This is a genomic window from Pseudomyxococcus flavus (assembly GCF_050038885.1).
Lineage (GTDB): Bacteria > Myxococcota > Myxococcia > Myxococcales > Myxococcaceae > Myxococcus > Myxococcus flavus.
In genome coordinates this window covers 6,640,234-6,663,028 of record NZ_CP143624.1, presented here as the reverse complement: position 1 = coordinate 6,663,028, position 22,795 = coordinate 6,640,234, and the positions used below count along the sequence as shown (strand labels likewise).

General features: G+C 71.2%; 12 protein-coding genes. 6 read left to right on the top strand and 6 right to left on the bottom strand.

All coding sequences use genetic code 11. From position 1 onward, the window contains the following. Positions 1 to 5: 5 nt before the first annotated feature. From VZL07_RS28005 to VZL07_RS27995, 3 genes are all read right to left on the bottom strand, one after another. Positions 6 to 3,668: a UvrD-helicase domain-containing protein gene (locus VZL07_RS28005; RefSeq protein ID WP_426750861.1), complete on the bottom strand. Its 3,663-nt coding sequence runs from the start codon at positions 3,666 to 3,668 to the stop codon at positions 6 to 8. Then, a complete protein-coding gene (locus VZL07_RS28000; protein WP_426750860.1) occupies positions 3,665 to 6,904 on the bottom strand; it encodes a PD-(D/E)XK nuclease family protein in 3,240 nt (1,079 codons plus the stop codon). Before VZL07_RS28000 ends, VZL07_RS28005 begins: the two co-directional genes overlap by 4 nt. Before the next feature lie 158 nt (positions 6,905 to 7,062). Further along, the gene (locus VZL07_RS27995; RefSeq protein WP_426750859.1) at positions 7,063 to 7,932 is read right to left on the bottom strand and encodes an N-acetyltransferase family protein; all 870 of its coding nucleotides are present in this window, start codon (positions 7,930 to 7,932) and stop codon (positions 7,063 to 7,065) included. A 93-nt stretch (positions 7,933 to 8,025) separates the two neighbouring features. Between VZL07_RS27995 and VZL07_RS27990 the strand changes: the two genes are divergently transcribed. After that, on the top strand, positions 8,026 to 8,937 hold the full coding sequence (locus tag VZL07_RS27990; protein ID WP_426750858.1) for a phosphatase PAP2 family protein: 912 nt from the start codon (positions 8,026 to 8,028) through the stop codon (positions 8,935 to 8,937). Positions 8,938 to 8,961: 24 nt separating this feature from the next. Here the strand turns inward: VZL07_RS27990 and VZL07_RS27985 are convergent, their stop codons facing one another. Continuing rightward, positions 8,962 to 9,870: a metallophosphoesterase gene (locus tag VZL07_RS27985; protein WP_426750857.1), complete on the bottom strand. Its 909-nt coding sequence runs from the start codon at positions 9,868 to 9,870 to the stop codon at positions 8,962 to 8,964. Between the two features lie 194 nt (positions 9,871 to 10,064). On the opposite strand from VZL07_RS27985, the gene VZL07_RS27980 reads away from it, so the two are divergent. From VZL07_RS27980 to VZL07_RS27970, 3 genes are read left to right on the top strand one after another with little or no spacing between them, the layout of a single operon-like run. Next, entirely contained in the window at positions 10,065 to 11,573 is a 1,509-nt protein-coding gene (locus tag VZL07_RS27980; RefSeq protein WP_426750856.1) for an AlkA N-terminal domain-containing protein, read from the top strand. 5 nt (positions 11,574 to 11,578) lie between these two features. Further along, positions 11,579 to 12,115, top strand: coding sequence for a methylated-DNA--[protein]-cysteine S-methyltransferase (ogt, locus tag VZL07_RS27975; RefSeq protein WP_426750855.1), 537 nt, complete (start codon positions 11,579 to 11,581; stop codon positions 12,113 to 12,115). 50 nt (positions 12,116 to 12,165) lie between these two features. After that, the gene (locus VZL07_RS27970) at positions 12,166 to 12,993 is read left to right on the top strand and encodes an isocitrate lyase/PEP mutase family protein (RefSeq protein ID WP_426750854.1); all 828 of its coding nucleotides are present in this window, start codon (positions 12,166 to 12,168) and stop codon (positions 12,991 to 12,993) included. A 100-nt stretch (positions 12,994 to 13,093) separates the two neighbouring features. Here the strand turns inward: VZL07_RS27970 and VZL07_RS27965 are convergent, their stop codons facing one another. Next, positions 13,094 to 16,036 (bottom strand): choice-of-anchor D domain-containing protein, encoded by a 2,943-nt coding sequence (locus VZL07_RS27965; RefSeq protein ID WP_426750853.1) that lies wholly within the window; start codon positions 16,034 to 16,036, stop codon positions 13,094 to 13,096. Between the two features lie 450 nt (positions 16,037 to 16,486). Here VZL07_RS27965 and uvrA point away from each other — a divergent pair, with 450 nt between their 5' ends. Continuing rightward, positions 16,487 to 19,387, top strand: coding sequence for an excinuclease ABC subunit UvrA (uvrA, locus tag VZL07_RS27960; protein ID WP_426750852.1), 2,901 nt, complete (start codon positions 16,487 to 16,489; stop codon positions 19,385 to 19,387). 354 nt (positions 19,388 to 19,741) lie between these two features. Beyond that, a complete protein-coding gene (locus VZL07_RS27955; RefSeq protein ID WP_426750851.1) occupies positions 19,742 to 21,196 on the top strand; it encodes a POT family MFS transporter in 1,455 nt (484 codons plus the stop codon). A gap of 157 nt (positions 21,197 to 21,353) precedes the next feature. On the opposite strand, the gene VZL07_RS27950 is transcribed toward VZL07_RS27955, so the two are convergent. Further along, complete coding sequence (locus tag VZL07_RS27950; RefSeq protein WP_426750850.1) at positions 21,354 to 22,742, bottom strand: peptide MFS transporter; 1,389 nt, start codon at positions 22,740 to 22,742, stop codon at positions 21,354 to 21,356. Positions 22,743 to 22,795 lie beyond the last annotated feature (53 nt).

The following is a 22,795-nucleotide window of genomic DNA, read 5'->3' as shown; positions in this document are numbered from 1 at the left end:
GCCGCTTAGCACGCGCGGGGGGCCGGGTGACAGTGTTCCGAGAAGCCGCAATGCAGGGCCTGGCAGGCTGCCTTCTCCCTCCCATCCCATTCACCCCGGGCCTCACCGCGTGCCACCGCCCGTGCCGCCCCCGCGAGCCGCCCCGACGCCTCTTCAAGTCCCCGACTTCCCGAGAGCCACTCGGGCTCCGGCGAGGACTCGCGCAGGAAGACGACTCCCACCCGCACCGGCACCCCTTCTCGCACCATGCGCCGGGCCACCAGCCCCAGGGCCGCCAGCTCGTACGTGTAAGCGGCCACTCCCAGCGGATGGCGTCCGCCGTGTTTGAACGCCACCACCACGGCCTCCCCCTGGGGTGACTCCCACAGGAGGTCCACCGCGCCCTCGACACTGACTTCGCCCTCCAGGGCGAGCACGAACGGCACGTTCCGGTGAATCGTGTGTGACGGCGCTTGCGCCAGTTGACGCGCGAACGCCGACGCCAGGAAGCGCTCCACGGTCCGCAGCACCGCGTCCATGCCCTCGTCGCCGGGGAGCGCCCCCGCGTCGCGCAGCAGACCTTCCAGGTGGGCCCGGCGCTCCGAGGCGTCCACGTCGGGCGCCGCGAGGCGCAGGTCCACCTCGCGAAGCAGGCGCTGCGCGAGGTCATCGGGTCGCTCCACGGGTAGCCATCCGTCGGGCTCCACCAGCAGCGGCGCGCCCCGGGGCGGCACCTCCCAGGGCCACGGCGCGCCGCGGAGCCCCAGCCGGTGCACATAGTGGAAGCGGCGCGGGCAGGCGATGAAATCCTGAAGCGCCTCCGCGGTGGCCACCGCGGCGCCGGGCGACTCGGCCTGGGGCGCAGGCGCGCCGCGCACCCGCAGCAGCGCGGCCTCGACGCGCGCTTCGGCCAGCAACAGCTCCTCCGGGCCGGGCGGCACCGGGTCCGCGGGCGGCGGCAGCGAGTCGACGTCCAGGTCCTCCACCAGCTCGCGCAGCTCGGCGTCCACCTCCAGCCGCCCGTCGATGAGGTGCCACCATGTGTCCTTGCCGCCGCGCGGCTCCGCGCCCCCCGACAGCACCAGTCTGTCGCGGGCACGCGTGAGCGCGACGTAGAGCAGGCGGCGGTACTCCGCGTCCTCGCGGGCCTTCAGCTCGGCGCGCACCGCATCGAAGCGGCTGGACGTGTAGCCATCCAGCGAGTCCGGGACCCAGGGCCGCAGCGAAATCCCGTGGGTGCGCTCGAAGTGGGCGCGCCCCGTGGTGGAGCGCCGCCGCCCGCCCAGCGCGGGCACCACCACCACCGGCCACTCCAGGCCCTTGGCCCGGTGGATGGTGAGGAGCTGCACCGCGCGCGGGTCGTTCGCGTCCAGCAGGTCCGCCTGCGCCTCCGTCGGGTCGTTCTCCGCCAGCATGCGCAGCTCACGCGCGAAGGCCACGCAGCCACCGGTGCCGCGCTCGTCCCGCTTCGACGCCAGCGCCAGCAGCTTCTCCACGTTGGCGCTGGCCTGCTCCGCATAGGGAGAGCCCGCCAGCGCCTCGCGGTAGCCCGTCACGTCCAGCGCGGACAACAGCAGCTCCCGCACGCCCAGCCGGTCCCGCTCGCGCCGCAGGCCGGGGAGCGCGGCGAGGAAGCGCTCCAGGCGCTGGTGCTCGCGCTCGGGAAGCGACGCCAGCACCTGTGGCTCCGTCAGGCGGGGCGAGCCCAGCGACAGGGGCGCATCCCCCGCCAGGAGGAACAGGGACGCATCCGACAAACCCACCAGGGGCGAGCGCAGCACCGCGGCGAAGGCGAGCGCGTCCTCGGCGTCCGCCAGCAAGGCCAGCAGCGAGGCCAGGTCCAGCACCTCCTGCGCGCCATAGAAGCCGCGGCCGCGCAGCACCCGGTGCGGTACGCCGTGGCGGATGAGGGCCTGCCGGTACACCTCCAGGTGCGTGAAGGTCCGGAAGAGCATGGCCACGTCGCCGCCACGCGCCGGGCGCAGGCCCTCACCGTCCTCGCGCGGAACGGTCGGCGGTGCCCCCGGCGCCAGCAGGCACCGCAGCCGCCGGGCAATGGCATCCGCGTCCAGCCAGCGCAGGTCCGCGGCCGTGTCCGCCTCTTCCAGCTGGAGGCGCTCCACCACCGGCCCGTCCACCAGCGAGGGCCGCACCGCCGCCAGGTCGTCCTCCTCCGGGACGTAGACGACCTCGAAGGGGCGCGGGGCCCGGGCATCGGCGGCGACGAGCACGCCCGCGAAGGTGCGGTTGAAGAACGACAGCAGGCCGGGCACGGAGCGGCGGTTGTGCTGGAGGAAGCCCCTCGCGCCGCCCTCGGCCTCCAGCTTCTTCGCCAGCACCGAGAAGACGGACACGTCCGCGCCGCGGAACTCGTAGATGGACTGCTTGCGGTCACCCACGGCGCAGAGGAAGGCGGGCTCCAGCGGCAGCGCCGTCACCAGGTCCGCGTCCGGCGCCAGCTCGCGGGGCCCGTCCTCGCGCTTCTCCGCCAGCAGCAGGACCAGCTCCAGCTGGAGGCGGTTGGTGTCCTGGAACTCGTCCACCAGCAGCGCGCCGATGCGCTCCTGCACCTGGCGGCGGAACTCGGGATGGGCCCGGAGCAGGTCGCGCGACTTCACCAGCAGCGACGTGAAGTCGAGCACGTTGCGGCGCGACAGCTCGGTGTCATGCCGCGCCTCCACGCGCGTCAGCAGCTCGCGGAACGTCACCTCGAAGGGCGCGGTGCGCCACGCGGCCCAGGCATCGTCAAGCCGGGGCACGGAGCCGTCGCTCTTGCCGAAGACGCGCCAGTACAGGTCCCGCACGGGGCCGGCGGCCCCCTTGCTGAGCCGCGCGAAGTTGCGCCCGTCCGCCTTGAAGCAGGCGCGCAGCCAGGGAAAGCGCTCGCCCTGACCGAAGTTCTCCGCCGTCATCCCGTTGAGCGCGCGCTCCAGCCCGCCCAGCAGCCGGCTCCACTCCCCCTTCGCGTCCAGGCCCCGCGCCTCGGCGCACAGCTCCAGGCAGCGCGTAATCGACGACTCCAGCTCCGCGCGCGCCTCCGCGGCGTCACTCACGGCGGCGGTCGCCGCGCGCAGCCCTTCCTCGCGCAGCTTGCCGTAGACGGACACCAGCGCGGCCACCAGCCCGTCGGAGAAGCCCGAGCCGGAGAAGCCCAGCTCCTGACACAGCTCGCGCACCTGCGCGTCGCCGGCCTCCAGCGCGTCCAGCACCACGCGCTCGCAGACGTCCTGCACCAGCCCCGTGGCCTCGAGCGAGTCCAGCACCTCGAAGTTCGGGTCGATGCCCACCGCGGGTGGCGCGCGGCGCAGGAGCTGACCGCAGAGCGAGTGGAAGGTGCCCACCGTGGCCGCGCCCAGCTCCTCGCGGAGCTCTCGCCATGCGTCCGGCAGCGGGAAGGGCTTGTCCAGCCGCGCCAGGGAGGCCCGCAGCTCCACCTCCTGGTCCATCCGCGTGTCGCCCTGGGCCAGCGCATCCAGACGCTGGCGCACACGCGAGCGCATCTCCGCGGCGGCCTTGTCCGTGAACGTCAGCATGCACAGCCGCGACGGCCGCACCGCCTCTCCGACCGCGCGAGCTCCGGCCAGCAGGTGCAGCGTCATCGTGACGAGGCTGTACGTCTTGCCCGCGCCGGCACCCGCCATCAGGGCGAGGTTGCGCTCCAGCGCGAGCAGGGACGGCTCGGCGCTCATCCACCCTCCTCCGTCATCCGGCGCTCGGTAATCCGGCACACCGCGCGGTAGCCACACGTCCCGCAGTCCTGGGGCCGCGCGGCGAACTTGCCCTGGCGCAGCGTGCCCACCAGCGCCTCCACCGCGTTGGGCAGGTTGAGGCCGGACTTCTCCGCCACCTTCGCGCGGACCTCGGGGTCCTTCGACAGGAGCTCGTCCAGCTCGTCGCCCGAGACGACCTCGGACAGGTGGATGGTGGCCCCGGTGCGCAGCGAGAACCAGGCCGCCTGACGCGCGTCCTTGTGGCCGCTCTCACGCGCCGCATAGAGGTACAGCGGGAGCTGGAAGTCCGACGTCAGCAGCCGCTCCTTCAGCGAGCGTTTGTCCAGCCGGCCCGACTTGTAGTCGATGACGCCCACCTCGGCGCCCGACGCGTCCAGCCGGTCGATGGTGCCCTCGAAGTACACCGGCTCGTCGCCCGCGTGCAGGACGACGTTGCTCCACTTGTCGTCACGGGCCGCGGGGCCGAAGCGGAACTCGAAGTTCTCCGGCGTCATCGCGTCGAAGGGCAGCCCCCGTCGCTCGTCCACGAGGATGCGGCGGGCCATGGCCCGGGCCCGCTCGTGCGCCAGCTTCCACAGCTCCGGATGGCCCACGTGGTGGACGCGCTCGAAGTCCTTGATGGCGTTCTTCAGCGCGGCGTCCAGCACCTCGTCCGGAACCTCCTCCGGCGCCTTGCCCAGGAGCTGCTTCTCCTTCAGCGCCGCGAACACCTCCTCCACCACCTTGTGCCAGAAGGTTCCACGGCCCCGCGCGTCGAACTCCTCCCCTGGCACGTCCGGCTCGGACACCTTCAGCCCGTAGGACAAGAAGCCCTGGAAGCCGCAGTTGCCGAAGCGCGCCAGCGCGGACGCGGACAGCGGCCGGGTGATGTCGAAGCGGAACGTCTCCCGCAGGGACTCTCGCAGGGTATTCGCGTCCACCGAGCCCGTGTATGGCCCCGGCTGCCGGTTGGGGTCGCCGAAGAAGAACAAGCGCTCCACCTCCACCTGCGACAGCTCGCGCGCGCCCGCGTACCAGGCCTCCGGCTCGAAGCGACGCCGGAGCACGGAGGCCGCCGCGTCGGGCTCGGTGACGCGCAGCTTCGGCTGGGACAGGGCCTCCAGCGCCACGCAGCGGCGCAGCTCGGACTCGGTGAGCACCTCGTCCAGCGGCGGGATGGGCGACAGCGAGCGCGGCGTCCACGTCAACGCGGTGAGCCGGCGCACCTCCTCCAGGAACGCGGAGGGCACCTGCTCCTGCCCTCCCGCGGACTCCACCGCGAAGGACAGGCTGACGCTGGCCTCGGCCGCCGCCAGCGCGCTGGCGAACAGCAGGCGGTCCTCGGTGAGACGCCAGGCCGCGCGCTCGTCGAACTCGCCTCCCGTGAGGCGGAAGATGTCGCGGCCCAGGTGCTTGTTGAGGGCGGCGCGCTCCGCATCCGCCAGCAACGGTGACGGCGCGTCACGACCGGGGAAGCGGCCCTCCGTCATCCCCGCGATGAAGAGGTGCTGGAAGGAGCGCCCCGGCAGCTCGGCCACGTCCAGCACCTCGACGGCGGCGCCCCGAGGGCCGCGAGGTGGCAGGTGCGCGTCCGACATCGCGTCGCGCAGCCAGCGGCCGAACGTGCGTCGGCGCATCGTCGGTCCACCGCCCACCGCCTTCATCATCCGCGTCAGGCCCTGCACGCGCAGACGGAGCGCCTCGCGCGCGGCATCGTCCCGGGCCCGCGCATCCACCGCCCGCGCGCCCAGCCCACCGTCCTCACGCGGCTCCAGCGCGCCCTCGGAATCCATCAGCCCCAGGCGCTCCACCACCTGCCACCAGGCCGCGAGCAGCTCGGCGGCGGTCCCCTCCTCCGGAATCCGCCGGCAGGACTCCACCAGCAGCAGACAGCGCTCACGAAGCAGCTTCACGGCATGGACCCGTGTGGCGTCCTGCGCGTTGCGCGTGCCGTTGAGCGCGAGCAGCCGCCGCGCCAGGCCGTCCAGCCGCACGTCGTAGGCGCCCCGCCCGCGCACCGCGCCCAGCCGGTCATCGCGCACGGCCGCCTGGGCGAAGAGGCTCGCGGGAGCATCCGGGCCGCCGCGCGACAGCGTGGGCGCATAGCGGCTGCCCATCAGCTCCGCCACGCGCTCGGCCGGGAAGCCGTCCTCCACCAGCAGCGGCAGGTCCAGGGCCAGCCGGACGGGGCCGGCGAGGCCCAGCGGCTCGCCCCAGGGCAGGCGCACCGGAACGCCCAGCTCTCCCAGCGACTCGGCGAGCCACCCTGCCTCCGGCCCCAGCTCGCGGTAGGCCACCGCGATGTCTCCAGGGGCCACGCCCTGGGACAGCAAGCGCCGCACGTCCCGGGCCAGCAGGCGAGCCTCGTCTCGCGCCGTGGCGGCGCTCCACACGCGCAGCGACGGCACCGCCTCCTTCAACACGTCGCGCGGCGCCCGGGACGAGAAGAGGTGACGCCCCAGCTCGATGAAGGGCCGGCCCTCGAAGGTGACGTCCGCCTTGAAGAGGTCCACGTGCGTCAGGGCGTCGCCCCGGTTCTCGAAGGCGCGGAAGAGCGCCGTCAGCGCCGCGTCCGCCACGGGCGAGCCCCCCACGGGGGTCTCCACGCGCAACGTCACCCGCCGCGACTCACACGCCGCCGCCAGCGCCAGCAGCAGCTCCAGGCTGGAGGGCCGCACGTCATAGACGCCATGCAGGACGAGCGTGCTCAGCCCCTCCCATCCCGCCGGCCACGCGCCCCGGCCCAGGGCTTCCCTGGCGCCTCGGAGCACGTCCTCGCGGTCCGCGAGCCCCAGCTCCGCCATGCGCTGCTCATACAGGTGGTACAGGCGTGCAATCACCCGCCCACGGGACCGCCGCTCCTGCGGGAGGACCTCCACCGCGTCCTGGAGCTCACGGGCGGACAGGCGCCCGGCCTTGAGGTCGAGCACCACGTCGAGCGCGGCCCGGGCGAACGCGGGCTCATGCACGTAGTCTCCAAAGGGCGTTGCCCCCAGGGACACGCCCAGAGACGCCACCACGGCGCGCGCCGCCACCGCCGGGCAGGGGCGCCGGTTGAGCTCCCGGGCACCACCGAGCTTCTGCAACAGCTCGTCCCAGGTCAGCAGGTGCGCACCCACACTCAACCCGCCGGCATCGCCCATGGCGCGCAACGCGGCCTGACGCCGGCCAGCGTCGGGAAACACGTGGAGGGTGCGGCCGGAGCGGAGGGGCATGCGGGGTGGATTCTAGAACGACCGGGCGGGTGACTTTCATGCTCCATTCCGGGCCCGCCGCCCAGGTCATTTCGATGGCCGCCCGTCTGCCCTCCTCGCAATCCCGGCATGTCCCTGGAGAACGGCGTCAGCGCGGGCACCACCGGATTCAGCGTCCTTCAGCGCGGGACCTCGGCGGTGGACGCCGTGCCTCCAGGCCGCGCGGCGACGGGCTCGAATGGCAGCGAGAGCTCGAGCTGCGTGAGCGCGGTCTGCGTGAAGCCGGCCTCCAGGAAGAACCGCCCGGCGCGGCCCTCCGGAACCACGGCGCTCACCGCGAACGGCTTCCCGGGCCACCGCGCGGCCAGGGCTTGCAACAGCCTGCGTCCGGCCCCCTGACTCCGCGCGCGGGCCTCCACGCCAATGGAACGAAGCACCAGCGTGGGGGCCGAAACGTCCGCCACCACCGCCACCGCCGGCCCCAGCCGGAATGCACGCGCCGGCAGCCCCAGCCCTTCCACCGTCGCGGGAGCGAGCTGCCACGGCAGTCCCTCGGGCAACAGCCGCGCGCACTCGCACGGGTCCACCTCTTCCAGCCCCGCCGCGTCACCGGCGTCCGCGGCCCCAGGCATCCCCGCGAAGCCCACCAGCCGGCGGACGCGCTCGAATCCCAGGCGCGCATAGAGCGCCAGCGCTGGAGCGTTCTGCTCGATGACCTCCAGCACCATCCGGACGTCGCCGCGCGCCCGCGCCTCTTCCAGCAGCGGACGCAGCATGGCGCCGCCCAGCTTCTGGTTCCTCCAGGCCGGCACCACGCCCATTCCCGCCACCCGGCTCACCCGTCCCCGCCGGGCCATCAGCACCAGCCCCACGGGCTCGCCGTCCACCCGGGCCACGCGGCTTTCCTCCAGCGAGATGTGCTCGCTGCGCATGCGCGCGTCCAGCAGGGCGGGCGCGTCGGGGATGGTGACGAAGTACCCCTCGAAGGCGTGTGCGAACAACGCGGAGAGGGCACGAAGCGGCAGCTCTGACGCGGCAGTCAAGTACATGGCAGGGCAAGCCTCCCGGGGTGGCATGGGGGCGCTGACATTCTACGCACCCGGCGTGAGAACACCGCTGGAAGACAGCGGGACGGGGCCCCTATGCTGCCGCCCGTGCATCGACCTTATCGAGCAGTTGCCGTTGCCCTCCTGCTGGCCTTCGTTCCCGCCCTGCCCGCCGCCGCGCAGGAAGGCGCGGACGAGCCGCGGCTGCATGAGCTCCGCTTCGATTGGACGCGGGATGGCATCATCACCGGCGCGGCGGGTGTGCTGTGGATTTCCAGCGAGACGTTCCTGAAGGACAACCTGGCCCCGGCGCAATGCCGCTGGTGTGACCGCGCCCCGGATGGAACGGACCGCCTCAACCGGCTGGACCGTTGGGGCCGGGGCCTCGCCGGGTCGACGGCGGAGTCGCGCAAACGGGCGCACCAATGGAGCAACGTCATCGGGTTCGCCGCGCTGCCCGCGGGCGTCCTGGGCTTGCAATACGCCATGGGGAACAGCTCGGGCGCTCCGAGCCGCTTCTTCGCCGAAGACGCCTCCATCATCGTCCAGAGCGCGGTGCTCGCCTCGCTGGCGAACCAGACGGTGAAGTTCATCGCCGGCCGTGAGCGGCCCTTCGTCCATGTGCTCCCCGAGGACCAGAAGGGCCTCACCGCGCAACCCAGCGACAACAACCTGTCCTTCTACAGCGGCCACACCAACCTCGCCTTCTCGCTGGTGGTGTCCGCGGGCACCGTCGCCGCGATGCGCGGCTACAAGCACCAGGCGTGGATCTGGGCCGCGGGCCTGCCCGTGGCCACCTCGGTGGGCCTGCTGCGCATGGGCGCCGACAAGCACTACCTCACGGACGTCGCCATGGGCGCGCTGCTCGGCTCGGCTGTCGGCTTCGCCGTGCCCATGCTGCTCCACAGCCGGAAGAGCGACTCGGCGCCAGCCACCGCCCAGACCGGGCAGCTCCGGGTGACGCCCATGGCCGGCACCCAGATGGTGGGCATCTCCGGGGCCTTCTAGCGAGGACGTTCGCGGCGCCGGCCCTCAGAGTCCGAATTCGGCCGGCGCGCCGTCGCCCTCCCCCAGCGTCGCGGGCAGCGAGGCCATGTCCCACCGCTGGCCCGCCGTCCAGGCCACTGCGCCAGACACGCCCCAGCCCGCGCGCAGGGCCTCGCGCCCCTCGTACTCCAGCCAGAAGATGGACTCCTGGGGCCGGGCCGCCTGGTCCAGGCAGGCAATGCGCGTGGGCGGCCGCTCCGGCCCCTCGAGCGTGACGGCGAAGCCCTTGTGCGAGTGGCCACACAGCATCCACTTCGGCAGCACGGTGTCCACCAGCCGCCGCGTCACGGGGTTGCCAATCCAGTACGACGGCAGGGGCCGCGGTGGCGACGGGTTCTCGTCCCGCGCACGCTGGACGATGCCGCGCGGCCATTCATGGACCAGCATCAGGTCCACGTCGCGCAGCGCCGCCACCTGCTCGACCTCGGGCGTGCGGAAGTAGCCGGCCTGCTTCACCATGTCCGGCGTGCTGGGCGGCCGCAGGGGCTGGTCGATGAAGCGGGGCGCGTGGATGCCGGACAGGTAGGCCACGCGCAGCCCCTGCAGCTCGCGCAGTCCCGCCCGCCCCAGATAGGTCACGTTGGGCGCCAGCGCGCCCCCCTGCTGGAGGTCGTGCAGCGCCTCGAAGTCCTCGTTGTTCCCGCCGATGAAGTACAGCGGCCGCTTCACCTGGCGGAGGCCGTCCGCGTACTCCGCGAACTCCGCGGGCATGGCGCGCTTGGCGGCCTTGCGGCGGTGGTCATCCGCGCGGCGGAAGGCCTCCACGTCCCCCACCGCCAGCACCAGGTCCACCCGGCGGCCACGCGCCTGTTCCAGTGCGTCCAGCCACGTCTCAACCCGGTGGAAACGGCCATGGATGTCGCCCACGGCCGCGACAAGGAGGGGTTCCGGCATCTTGCTTGAAAGGCTGCACGCGCCCCCCTCACCTGTCGAGTCGACTTCACCCCATGTCGCCAATGGCTGACAGTCCGGCCCCTCCCCGGGCGGCCGGTGCCCGGCCCCGCGCCGATGACGCACCCCGTCCAACGGCCCTCATTGACGTCCGAAAGCGGCCAGACATGGCCCGCCATATATGGGAATCAACGCCCATGAACTGCCTGGACCCCGCCGCGTGCTACCGCGCGGTGCAGACACGGGATGCCCGCTTCGACGGACGGTTCTTCACCGCCGTCCGCACGACGCGCATCTACTGTCGGCCCATCTGCCCGGCCCGCACGCCTCGGTTCGAGAACTGCACCTTCTACCCGAGTGCCGCCGGCGCGCAGGAGGCAGGCTACCGACCCTGCCTGCGGTGCCGCCCGGAGACCTCACCGGACCTCGCCTTCTGGCGGGGGACCTCCAATACCGTCGCCCGCGCCCTGGCGCTCATCGCCGACGGCGGGCTGGATGACGAAGGCACCGGCGTGGCGACGCTCGCGGACAGGCTGGGCGTGGGGGACCGGCAGCTGCGGCGGCTGTTCCAGCAGCACCTGGGCGCCTCGCCCATCGCGGTGGCCCAGACGCGGCGCGTGCTGTTCGCCCGGCAGCTCCTCCGTGAGACCTCGCTGCCCATGGCCCAGGTGGCGCTCGCCGCGGGGTTCCGCAGCGTCCGCCGCTTCAACGCCGTCTTCCGCACGCTCCATGGGCGCCCGCCCAGCGCGCTGCGCCGGAGCCGGTCCCCAGCGGGCCCCTCGGCCGCGGGCGTCACGCTCTTCATTCCCTACCGGCCTCCCTACGATTGGGCGTCGATGCAGGCGCACCTGGAAGCGCGAGCCCTGTCCGGGCTGGAGCTGGTCGAAGCCGGGCGCTATCGGCGCACGGTGGCCCATGCCCGGGGCGCGGGCGTCGTCGAGGTCGTCCCGGCGCCGGGGCGCGACGGGCTGCTCGCGACGCTCCGGCTCCCCGACGTCCAGGCCCTTCCCTCCGTCGTCGCGCAGGTCCGCCGCGTCTTCGACGTGGGCGCGGACACGGAGGTCATTGGCGCTCACCTGTCGAGAGACGCACGCCTGGCGCCGCTCGTCGCGCGGCGGCCAGGGCTGAGGGCTCCGGGCGGTTGGGACGGCTTCGAGCTCGCGGTGCGGGCCGTGCTGGGGCAGCAGGTGACGGTGGCCGCGGCCCGGAACCTCGGGAGCCGGCTGGTCGCGGAGTACGGCGAGCCCGCACGCCCCGAGGCCACGGGAGACAGCCGGCTCACCCGGACCTTTCCCCGCCCGGAGCGGCTCGCGCACGAGGACCTCCGCCGGCTCGGGATGCCCGCCGCGCGAGCCAGGACGCTCACGAGCCTGGCCGCCGCGGCCGCCGCGGACCCGAGGCTGTTCCAACCGGGCGCCTCGCTGGAGGACACCGTGGCTCGCTTCAAGCGCATCCCCGGCATCGGGGATTGGACGGCGCAGTACATCGCGCTGCGCGCCGTGCGAGAGCCGGATGCCTTTCCCTCCGCGGACGTCGCGTTGCTGCGCGCGCTCACGGATGCCCAGGGCCTGCGGCCGACGCCAGACGAAGTGCTCCGCCAGTCAGAGCGCTGGAGCCCGTGGCGCGCCTACGCCGCGCAACACCTCTGGGCCGCCGATGCCGACCGCGCTTCACCCCACCCCCTGCCCCCAGACCTCTCGGAGTGATGACCATGCCCCCGCCGCTGCGACTGCTCATCGACCGCGCGCCCACGCCCATCGGACAGGTGCTGGTCGTCTGTGACGAGGAGGGCGCCCTCCGCGCCGTCGACTGGGAGGACTACGAAGCGAGGATGCTCCGCCTGCTGCGGCTTCACTATGGCGAGCAGGGCTACACCCTGGCACCCGCGAGCGACCCGTTCGGTCGGACCTCCGCGTTGCAGGCGTACCTGCGGGGCCAGGTCGGCATCATCGACACGCTTCCCGTGGCCACCGCGGGCACGCCCTTCCAACGCGCCGTCTGGCGCGCGCTGCGCGACATCCCCGCGGGCGCCACCACCAGCTACGGCAAGCTGGCCGAGCAGATTGGACGTCCCAAGGCCGTGCGCGCCGTGGGCATGGCCAACGGCGCCAATCCGGTGGGCGTCGTGGTGCCCTGCCACCGCGTGGTGGGCGCGAACGCGTCGCTGACGGGCTACGGTGGCGGGCTCGAGCGCAAGCAGTGGCTGCTCGACCACGAGCGCCGGCACGCAGCGCCCCGGGCGGAATGACGCCCGCAAGCCCTTTCAACTCGCAGTCCCGCCCAGGAGACCGACTCCAGATGAATCCCGACATCGCCCGCCGTGCAGAGGCCTTCCACGCACTTCACCAGGGGCCCGAGCTCCTCGTCCTGGCCAACGCCTGGGACGCCGCCAGCGCACGGCTCTTCGAGAGCCTGGGCGCGAAGGCCGTCGCCACCACGAGCGCGGGCGTCGCGTGGGCCCACGGCTACCCGGATGACGACACCCTGCCGCTCGAGCGACTGCTCGCCACGGTCAGCGCCATCACCCGCGTCATCCAGGTGCCGCTGACCGTCGACATCGAGGGTGGCTATTCGGACGACCCGGCCGAGGTCGGCGCCACCGTGGCCCGGCTCATCGAGGCAGGCGCGGTGGGCATCAACCTCGAGGACGGCACGGGCTCGCCCGCCGCGCTGTGCGAGAAGCTTGCCCACGTGAAGCAGGCCAGCCAGCGCCTCGGCGTCCGCCTCTTCGTCAACGTGCGCACCGACGTCTACCTCCGCGGACTCGTCCCCGAGGCGCAGCGGCAGCAGGAGACGCTCGCCCGGGCAGAGCAGTATCGCGCCGCGGGTGCCGACGGCCTCTTCGTCCCCGCGCTGGTGGACACCGCGGGCCTGCAAGCCATCGCGAAGGGAACGACCTTGCCCGTCAACGCCATGGTGCACCCGGGGCTCCCGGATGGCCGCGAGCTACAGCGGCTCGGCGTGCGCCGGCTCTCCAGTGGGGCCTCCATTCCCAAGGCCCTCTGGAGCCAGGCCTCGGCCCTGGTCAGCGCGTTCCTCGCAGACGGACGCTCCGAGCCGCTGTGCAACGGCGCGGCCAGCTACGTGGAGGTCAACGCGATGATGAAGCCGGCCTCGCGCGCCTGAGACCGCCCGCGGTGGCCGGCGCCACGCCACAGCGCCGGCCAGGGTGACGCCGGGCCCGGCGGTCCTCTCCAGAGCGCCGGGCCCTCCACGCTCGGGGCGCTCAGCCGCAGCCCAGCGGGTACGTCACCTCCACCAGCGAGCCCGCCGTGGGCGCGGCGGACCGGTCGAAGAGGATGGCGTTGTCGCGCGCGTCGTACTGCCAGCCCGACGTCACCGGGACGCCGTCCACCTGGACGACGATGCTCGCCGGGTCCATCGGCGTCTCGGAGAGGGGGAACTTCCGGTTGGCGCCAAAGGTGCTCTCGGAGAGGTTCTCCAGGGAGCTGGCCCAGTTCGGCGTGCAGATGCTCTCCACCACGCCGCCCGTGGTCTGCGCCAGCTGGATGTAGCGGCTGCCCGTGCTGCTCGACGTCGGGCACGTGGACAGCTCGGCGGGCCCGACGATGGCGTTGACGCTCAGCTTCGAGCGGTCATTGCCCTTCAGCGCCAGCAGGTACGTCTCGTAGAAGGACACCGGCTGCGCGCTGAAGTCCTCCTCGTCCGACACGAAGATGATGGCCAGGCGCGCATCCTCGCGCAGGAACCCACCGTTGCCGTCGTTGGGCTGCTCGGTCCGGGAGTCGTCCTCGCTGTAGAGCAGCGGGTCCGCCAGCGCGCGGTAGGCCGCCTCCAGGCCCTGCTCGTTCCAGTGGCACACCCCCACGCGCGTGTTGTTCGCGAAGACGCTCGCGGCGTCCGGCGTCCGCGGCGTGATGATGCGCGGCCGCGAGCCATCCACCGGGAACAGCCGCCCGTTCTCCCCGCCCTGCGCGCCGCCCGGGCACTCCGACCAGCCGCCCGGAGACGGGTCCAACCCCGTCGTGGTGACGCCGATGCGGTAGTCCACCGACGCGAGCTCCGCCGCGCTCAGGAAGGCCGCGAAGTTCTGCCCCAGGCTCTGCTGCTCCTCCATCATCGAGCCGGAGTTATCCACCACGAAGAGCACGTCCACCTTCGCCTGCGACTCCTGGAAGAAGCGGTCCGTCTGCTCCGCGTTCGTCACGCCCAGGCCCACCATCCCCACCGTGTAGACGTCACCATCCGCCAGGGTGAAGCGCAGCGCCCCCGTGTCGGTCCCCTCATCCACCGGCGCATACGTCGCCGTCAGCGGCCGCGAGCTCTGCCCCGCCAGCGTCCACGGCCCGTTGCCGCCATCCACCGTGAACTCACCAGCGTCCGCGTCGAACGCCATCTGGGCCACCTGCACGGGCCCGACGCACGAGTTGACGGCCAGCAGCTCGCGCGTCCTGGGACCACACGACAGCTTGGTGAGCCCGAAGTCCACCGTGGTGGGCTGAAGCGCGAAGCACCCCACCACGCCTTCGCCGTGGAGCTGCACCAGCGGATGCCCCAGCGTGGGGCTGTTCACCCAGGCCTCGGCCAGCCCCGCGAAGCTGCCTTCCGAAGGGGGCTTGAAGCGCACCAGCAGCGTCGCCTTCCCGCCGGGCTCCAGCACGCCGTTCTGCACCGGCTTCGCGGAGAACGCCCCGTCCGAGCCCTGGGCAACCTGCATCGAGGCCATGTAGCAGGCCTCCGTGCCCGTGTTCCGCAGCGTCACGCCGAGCGCCACCTCCGCGCCCACCGGCACCTTGCCGAAGTCGAGCGTCTCGGGCAGCGCGTACTGACACGGTGAGAACACGCCGGTCCGCCCCTCCAGCTCCACCGCCTCCGTGGAGAGGGAGCTGGCGTCACGCACCGTGACGGAGAGCAACCCGGAACTGGCGTCCGTGCTCCCCGGCCTCGGGCTGAACGTGACGCCCACCTGGACGTTCTGCCCCGCGGGCACCTGCACGCTGGCGGGCGCCTGTGCCAGGGTGAAGTAGCCCCCCTGGTGCGTGTCGAGCTCGAGGTCGCTCACGCTCACGTCCTCGCGGCAGCGGTTGAAGACGGTGACCTGCCGCGTGGCCGTCATGCCCTGCGGCACCGCGCCGAAGGACACGCGGCGCGGCAGCACCGCCACGCAGGAGCCCCCGCCCTCCCCCGCCAGGGACACCTTGGGCCCCGGCGCGCTGGAGCCCTGCTCGCGCACGCCAATCTCCACCCGCCCCTCACGCACCTTGCCCACGGCCGCGGGCGTGAAGGCCACCCGCAGCTCCACGGCCGCGCCCGGCGCCAGCAGGCCGTTGGCCACCACCGGCTCATCGGTGATGCGGAAGACGCCGTCCGAGCTGTCCACGAGCTGCGAGCCCGTGAAGCTCAGCGGCAGCGTGCCCTGGTTGCGCACGGTGATGACCTGCTCCGCCGTGGCCCCCAGCGCCACGCGCCCGAAGTCCACGCGCAGCGGCGTCACCTCCAGGTTGGATGCCACGCCCGTGCCCGTCAGCGGCACCACGGCCGGCTCGCAGCCGTCGCACACCACCACATGCAGCGCCGCCTCGGCCGCCCCCAACCGCCGCGGGGCATAGGCCACCGGCACCACCCGCGCCTCGCCCGGCGCCAGGGTGGCGGGCAGCCCCTGTCCGACGGTGAACTGGTCGGCGTCCGCGCCCTGCAACGACAGCAGGAGCGGGCTGTCCACGTCGGAGGGATTGCGCACCGTCACCTCCCGCATCTCCACCAGCCCCATGGCCACGTTGCCGAAGTCGAGGGCGTCCGTGGGCACCTCGATGAAGGCCTTCACCCCGCGACCGGACACCGGCACCCGGCCGCTGACCTCCGCGTCCGTGAGAATCTCCACCTGGCCCTGAATCTCGCCCTCCACCTGCGGAGCGAAGTGGATTTCGATTTCCTGCTCGCCGCCAGCGGACAGGACGAAGGGCTCGAAGGGGGGGATGTCCACGTTGGGCACGCTGGAGATGGCGCCCTCCACGCGGTACGAGGCGCGCCCGGCGTTGGCGATTCGCAGCTTGAACGTCTTGGTATGACCGAGCGCCGCGGGGCCGAAATCAATGGCCTCCGGCCGGACGACGAAGGCGCTCTTGGCCTTCTGCGAGGCGGGCCGCTCACACGCCACCGCCAGCACCATCGCCGCCACCAACCCCACCGCCCCGAACGCCCGTCGCATAGCAACCTCCCGCCCACACCGGGAGACGCCAGGCACCCGCCCTGGTCCGCCTCACGGCTCCAGCGGGGGGCCCTTTGCAACCTCGGTGCCCGATCGGCCCACAGCGTGGCGGTTCACGCTCCAACGCGGCAACCGTCTGACCCTCCAGGGAAAGAGCCGCACCCGTGCGGGGAAGGCGAGGCCCCCTCCAGGGGCGCATCCCGTAATTCCTTCAGGAACTCCGTTTCCCACACAGACGAAACCTCCGTCCGGGAGGGGCAGGCAGGCGTCTTCCAGGACGACAGGGCCCTTGTTCGTCAACACGGCGTCACGTCCCCGGGACGGCGGCCCGCCTGGAGGGTCGGCCAATGTGGGATGGGCGGCGCAACCCAGGGCGTTCTTCCGCATCTCCCTCGTTTCCGACGTGTTTCCCCCTACCGGAACGCATATTCAGTGGTAGATCGCCCGCCCATGTCCGAGCCCGACGTCATTTCCCTCAGAGGCGCCAAGGAGCACAACCTCAAGAACGTCTCCCTGGACATTCCCAAGAAGAAGCTCGTCGTCTTCACCGGCGTGTCCGGTTCGGGCAAGAGCTCGCTCGCCTTCGACACGCTCTACGCGGAAGGCCAGCGCCGCTACGTGGAGAGCCTCTCTGCCTACGCCCGGCAATTCCTGGGACAGATGGAGAAGCCGAAGTACGACACCATCCGCGGCCTGTCGCCCACCATCTCCATCGAGCAGAAGGCGGCCAGCAACAACCCCCGCTCCACGGTGGGCACCGTCACGGAGGTCCATGACTACCTGCGTGTCCTCTATGCCTCCATCGGGGTGCAGCACTGCCCCAACTGTGGCGTGAAGGTGGGCAAGCAGAGCGCGCAGCAGATCGTGGACGAAATCCTCAAGTCCCCCGCGGGCACCAAGCTCCAGGTGCTGGCGCCGCTGGTGACGAACCGCAAGGGCGAGCACAAGGACCTGCTCGCCGAGGCCCAGAAGCGCGGCTTCTCCCGCGCGCGCATCGACGGCGTGCTCAAGAGCCTGGAGGAGCGCATCGAGCTGGACAAGAAGTCCAAGCACGACATCGCGCTCGTCATCGACCGCGTGGTGCTCAAGCCGGACGTGAAGACGCGGCTCACCGACTCCGTGGAGACGGCGCTGCGCGAGGGCAAGGGCACGCTCATCCTCACCGACGAGAAGGGCACGCCCGGCTCGGACCGGGTGATGAGCGAGCTCAACGCCTGCGCGAAGTGCGGCCTGTCCTTCGGCGATTTGACGCCCGCGTCCTTCTCCTTCAACAACCCGCTGGGCATGTGCACGGACTGCAACGGCCTGGGCACCAAGCCGGAGATGGACCCGGACCTCATCGTCCCCGACCCGTCGCGCAGCATCCGGGACGGCGCGATTGAGCCGTGGGCCGGCAGCATGAACCGCGGCGAGGGCTGGACGGCCGACTTCGTGGAGAGCCTGGCCAAGGCGTTCAAGATTGACCTGGACGTGCCCTACGCCAAGCTGACCAAGCGCGAGAAGGACACGCTGATGTACGGCGCCAGCGGCAAGTCCTTCACCGTCGCCTGGGGCGAGGGCGGCAAGTACAAGATGGAGTGGGAGGGGCTCGTCGAGCGCATGATGCGCAACTTCAAGACGACCACCTCGGAGGCCCGCCGCACCGAGCTGCAGAAGTACTTCAGCGACAAGCCCTGCCCGTCCTGCAAGGGCGAGCGCCTGAAGCCGGAGAGCCGCGCCGTGAAGGTGCACGGGCGCACCATCGTCGAGCTGAGCCGGATGACCATCTCCGACTCGCTGGGCTTCCTGGCCGGCATGGCCCTGACGGCGCACGAGCGGAAGATCGCCACCGAGCTGCTGAAGGAGATTCGCAGCCGGCTCTCCTTCCTCGTGGACGTGGGCCTGGGCTACCTGATGCTGGACCGCACCGCGTCCACGCTGTCGGGCGGAGAGAGCCAGCGCATCCGCCTGGCGTCGCAGATGGGCAGCGAGCTGACCGGCGTCATCTACATCCTGGACGAGCCCTCCATCGGCCTGCACCAGCGCGACAACGGCAAGCTGCTGACCACGCTCAAGCGCCTGAGGGACTTGGGCAACTCCGTCATCGTCGTGGAGCACGACGAGGAGACGATGGAGGAAGCGGACTGGCTGGTGGACTTCGGTCCTGGCGCGGGCGAGCTGGGCGGCCAGGTGGTGGCGCAGGGCACGCCGGCGCAGGTGATGGCGAACGAGGCCAGCTCCACCGGCGCCTACCTGTCGGGCCGGCTGGAAATCGAGGTGCCTCGCGAGCGCCGCAAGCCGGACCCGAAGCGCAAGCTCGTCATCCAGGGCGCCCAGGAGAACAACCTGAAGAACGTGGACGCGGAGATTCCGCTGGGCATCTTCACCGCCGTCACCGGCGTGTCCGGCGCGGGCAAGTCCACGCTCATCAACGAAATCCTCTTCCCCGCCCTGGCGCGGCACCTCTACGAGAGCCGCGAAGCCCCCGGCAAGCACAAGGCCGTGCTGGGCCTGGAGCACCTGGACAAGGTCATCGACATCGACCAGCGCCCCATTGGCCGCACCCCGCGCAGCAACCCGGCCACGTACACCAAGCTCTTCGACAGCATCCGCGAGGTGTTCGCGATGACGCCCGAGGCGCGCGCGTTCGGCTACGGCCCGGGCCGCTTCAGCTTCAACATCAAGGGCGGCCGCTGCGAGGCCTGCGAGGGCGACGGCGTGAAGCTGGTGGAGATGCACTTCCTGGCGGACGTCTACGTCCCCTGCGAGGTGTGCGCCGGCAAGCGCTTCAACGAGGCCACCCTGCGCGTGCGCTACAAGGGGAAGAATGTCGCCGAGGTGCTCGACATGAGCGTGCGCGAGGCGATGGAGCACTTCAGCGCGCACCGCGACATCATGCGCGTGCTCCAGACGCTGCATGACGTGGGACTGGGCTACATCCGCCTGGGCCAGCCCTCGCCCACCCTGTCCGGCGGCGAGGCCCAGCGCATCAAGCTGGCGCGCGAGCTGGCCCGCGTGGCCACCGGGCGCACCCTCTACATCCTCGACGAGCCCACCACCGGCCTGCACTTCGAGGACATCCGCAAGCTGCTGTCGGTGCTCAACCGGCTGGTGGAGGCGGGCAACAGCGTGCTCGTCATCGAGCACAACCTGGACGTCATCAAGAGCGCGGACTGGATCATCGACCTGGGGCCCGAGGGCGGCGCGGGCGGAGGCCGCATCCTGGCCGCTGGCACGCCCGAGCAGGTCGCCCAGGTCGAGGGCAGCCACACCGGCCGCTACCTGGGACACGTGCTGACCAAGGCGCGCAGGGCACGCGTGGGCGTGCGGGTGGATGGCCCGGCGCCCGTGCTCCAGGGCGCGCGCGGCTGACGACGCACCGCGCCATCCCTTCAAGGAAAATGGAGCGGGGGGACGGGGGTGCCTTCATTCACCCCCATCCCCTCGCACCACCTTGGAGGAAAGACATCACGGGAAATGATAGGGACATTCCAATTCCTGTCAAACCCAGCCATGGAACTTGAGTTGTATCAATAAACACACACGCCCACCGGAATGACGCAGGCAGTCTTGCGGGACATTTCCGGCGCGGGTGCGGACCGGGGCACATCGCCCCGCGGGGCGAGCAAGCGCCGTGCGGTGGAGTCCGGCGCGCTCGTTGGGTAGGGTGCGGCTTCTCGGAATCTAGGAGCCCCCACCTTTCGTCACCAGGGAGCACCCCGTCGCATGGCCCAGGCAACCGCCGCGCAGAACAACAAGTTCCCGCCGCAAATCCCCTTCATCATCGGCAACGAGGCGTGTGAGCGCTTCAGCTTCTACGGGATGCGGAACATCCTCACGGTGTTCCTCATCGACTACCTCCTGCGCACCCAGGTGCCGGATGACGCACTGCGTGAGGCCGAAGCGAAGAGCCTGATGCACACGTTCATGGCGGGCGTGTACTTCTTCCCGCTCATCGGCGGGTACCTGGCGGACCGCTTCTTCGGGAAGTACCGCATCATCCTGGGGCTCAGCCTGGTGTACTGCCTGGGCCACGCCTGCCTGGCGGTGTTCGAGCACAACGCCACGGGCTTCTTCACGGGCCTGGCGCTCATCGCCATTGGCAGCGGCGGCATCAAGCCCTGCGTGGCGGCCATGGTGGGCGACCAGTTCAACGAGTCGAACAGCCACCTGGTGAAGAAGGTCTTCGCCATCTTCTACTGGACCATCAACTTCGGCTCGTTCTTCGCGTCGCTGTTCATCCCCCTCCTGCTCAAGCACTTCGGGCCGTCGGTGGCCTTCGGCATCCCCGGGGTGCTGATGTTCATCGCGACGTTCATCTTCTGGCTGGGCCGGCACAAGTACGTCCGCGTGCCCGCGACGGGCGCCAACCCGCACAGCTTCTTCAGGGTGGTGTCCAGCGCGCTGCGCAACCGGGGTCAGGGTGGAAGCTGGCTGGACGGCGCGAAGAAGGAGCACCCCGAGGAGTCCGTGGAGGGCGTGAAGGCGGTGTTCCGCGTGAGCGGGCTGCTGCTGCCCTTCGTGCCCTTCTTCTGGATGCTCTTCGACCAGAAGGCGTCCACGTGGGTGGTGCAGGCCCGGGCCATGGACCCGCAGGTGGGGCCGTTCACCTTCCAGGCCAGCCAGATGCAGTTCGTCAATCCGCTGCTGGTGATGCTGCTCATCCCCTTCCTGACGGCCGTCGTCTACCCGGCCTTCCAGCGGGCCGGCTGGGAGCTGACGCCGCTGCGGCGCATGCCGCTGGGCCTGGTGATTGGCGCGCTGTCGTTCATCATCGCCGGCATCTTCCAGGTGACCATGGAGGGCGGCACCACGCTGAACATCGCCTGGCAGATTCTCCCGTACATCGTGCTGACGCTGGGCGAAATCCTGATGTCCACCACGGGCCTGGAGTTCGCGTACACGCAGGCCCCGCGGGAGATGAAGGGCACCATCCAGAGCGTGTGGCTGGTGACGAACACCCTGGCCAACGTGGCCGTGGCCATCACCTCGAAGCTGAACGTCTTCACCGGCTCCGGGCAGTTCTTCTTCTACGCCGGCTTCGCGCTGCTGGCCGCCGTGGGCATGGCCCTGGTGGCCCGCCGCTACGTGGTCCGCGACTACTACCAGACGTCCGCGCCCATCCCCACCGAGGAGCGCAACGCCGCTGGCGTGACGCCCGGCACGGCGAAGTCCGCGTAGCACACGCCCCTCGCCCCTCGCAGTGAGCCCCGACGCCGGTGCGCCTGAGTGGCGCGCCGGCGTTCGCGTTTCCGGGACGCCCCTGGAAACAGAAACGCCGGCGCCCCGCTTCGGGACACCGGCGTCTGCACGTCAACCTGTGACGCGGGGCCGCGGCTCAGGCCGCCGCCACCGAGCCCCCCTGCTGCTCGGAGGTCGGCGCGGCCGGCTTCACCTCGTCCGTGCCGTGCATCATCCGCTTGAGGAGCGGAGCGACGAGCAGCAGCACCACGCCGGCGGCGCCCGTGCCGATGGCGATGGTGCGGAACACGCCGAACTCGCCCATCTGCTCCGAGTAGCCACCGAGGACGCCGGCCAGCTTGTTGGCCGCCGCGTTCGCCAGGAACCACACGCCCATCATCGCGGAGACGATGCGCGCTGGCGCCACCTTGGTCACCATGGACAGGCCGACGGGCGACAGGCACAGCTCGCCCATGGTGTGGAGCAGGTAGGCCATCACCACCCACCACGCGGCCGCCTTGCCCGTCGCCGCGCTCTCGCTGGAGGCGCCCAGCATGAAGAGGAAGCCCGCGGAGAGGAACAGCAGGCCCAGGCTCATCTTCACGGGGATGCTCGGGTCCTTGCCCCGCGCGGCCAGCCAGCTCCACAGGCCGGCGAACACCGGCGCCAGCGTGACGATGAAGATGGAGTTGAAGTTCTGGAACCAGGTGGTCGGCACCTCCCAGCCCAGGATGGAGCGGTCGACCTTCGCGTCCGTGTAGAGGTTCATCAACCCGCCGGCCTGCTCGAAGCCCGTCCAGAAGGCGACGACGAAGATGGCGATGATGAAGATGACGATGATGCGGTCGATTTCGTCGCGGCTGAAGCCCGTCTTCTTCTCGGTGCCCGGCTTCGCCTCGGCGGCGGCGACCATCTTCTCCGGGACCAGCCCCACCTGCCCCAGCAGCTTGTTCTGCAGCGCCAGGAAGGCGACGAGCCCCAGGAACATGCCCACGCCAGCGGCGCCGAAGCCCCAGTGCCAGCCCACGCGCTCGCCCAGCGTGCCGCAGATGAAGTTGCCGAGCACCGCGCCCAGGTTGATGCCCATGTAGAAGATGGTGAAGGCGCTGTCGCGGCGGCCGTCACCGGGGGCGTACAGCCCGCCCACCATGGTGGAGATGTTCGGCTTGAAGAAGCCGTTGCCGATGATGAGGAACGCCAGGCCCGTGTAGAACATGGCCACGCTGGGCAAGGCCAGGACGAGGTGGCCTATCATCATCAGCACGCCACCGAGCACCACCGCCCGGCGCTGCCCCATGTAGCGGTCCGCGATGAAGCCGCCGATGATGGGCGTCAGGTACACCAGGCCCGTATAGGTGCCGTAGAGACTGAGCGCGTCCGCGGTGGACCAGCCAAAGCCTCCGTTGACCTTGCTCGTGAGGAAGAGCACGAGCAGGCCACGCATGCCGTAGTACGACATGCGCTCCCACATCTCGGTGAAGAACAGGAGGTAGAGCCCTCGCGGGTGCCCCTTGCGGGCATCGCCCGCGGCTACGGTACCTTGCATGCGGTGCTTTCCTTGAATGGAGAGGTGCGACGAAAAAGTGGCGTGACTGTAGC

Bases quoted from the DNA above. Each gene is read 5' to 3' on its own strand.
- VZL07_RS27970 (WP_426750854.1), top strand. From the start codon at position 12,166: ATGAATCCCGACATCGCCCGCCGTGCAGAGGCCTTCCACGCACTTCAC.
- VZL07_RS27950 (WP_426750850.1), bottom strand. From the start codon at position 22,742: ATGCAAGGTACCGTAGCCGCGGGCGATGCCCGCAAGGGGCACCCGCGA.
- VZL07_RS27955 (WP_426750851.1), top strand. From the start codon at position 19,742: ATGGCCCAGGCAACCGCCGCGCAGAACAACAAGTTCCCGCCGCAAATC.
- VZL07_RS27965 (WP_426750853.1), bottom strand. From the start codon at position 16,036: ATGCGACGGGCGTTCGGGGCGGTGGGGTTGGTGGCGGCGATGGTGCTG.
- uvrA (WP_426750852.1), top strand. From the start codon at position 16,487: ATGTCCGAGCCCGACGTCATTTCCCTCAGAGGCGCCAAGGAGCACAAC.
- ogt (WP_426750855.1), top strand. From the start codon at position 11,579: ATGCCCCCGCCGCTGCGACTGCTCATCGACCGCGCGCCCACGCCCATC.
- VZL07_RS27990 (WP_426750858.1), top strand. From the start codon at position 8,026: ATGCTGCCGCCCGTGCATCGACCTTATCGAGCAGTTGCCGTTGCCCTC.
- VZL07_RS28005 (WP_426750861.1), bottom strand. From the start codon at position 3,668: ATGAGCGCCGAGCCGTCCCTGCTCGCGCTGGAGCGCAACCTCGCCCTG.
- VZL07_RS27995 (WP_426750859.1), bottom strand. From the start codon at position 7,932: ATGTACTTGACTGCCGCGTCAGAGCTGCCGCTTCGTGCCCTCTCCGCG.
- VZL07_RS27980 (WP_426750856.1), top strand. From the start codon at position 10,065: ATGAACTGCCTGGACCCCGCCGCGTGCTACCGCGCGGTGCAGACACGG.
- VZL07_RS27985 (WP_426750857.1), bottom strand. From the start codon at position 9,870: ATGCCGGAACCCCTCCTTGTCGCGGCCGTGGGCGACATCCATGGCCGT.
- VZL07_RS28000 (WP_426750860.1), bottom strand. From the start codon at position 6,904: ATGCCCCTCCGCTCCGGCCGCACCCTCCACGTGTTTCCCGACGCTGGC.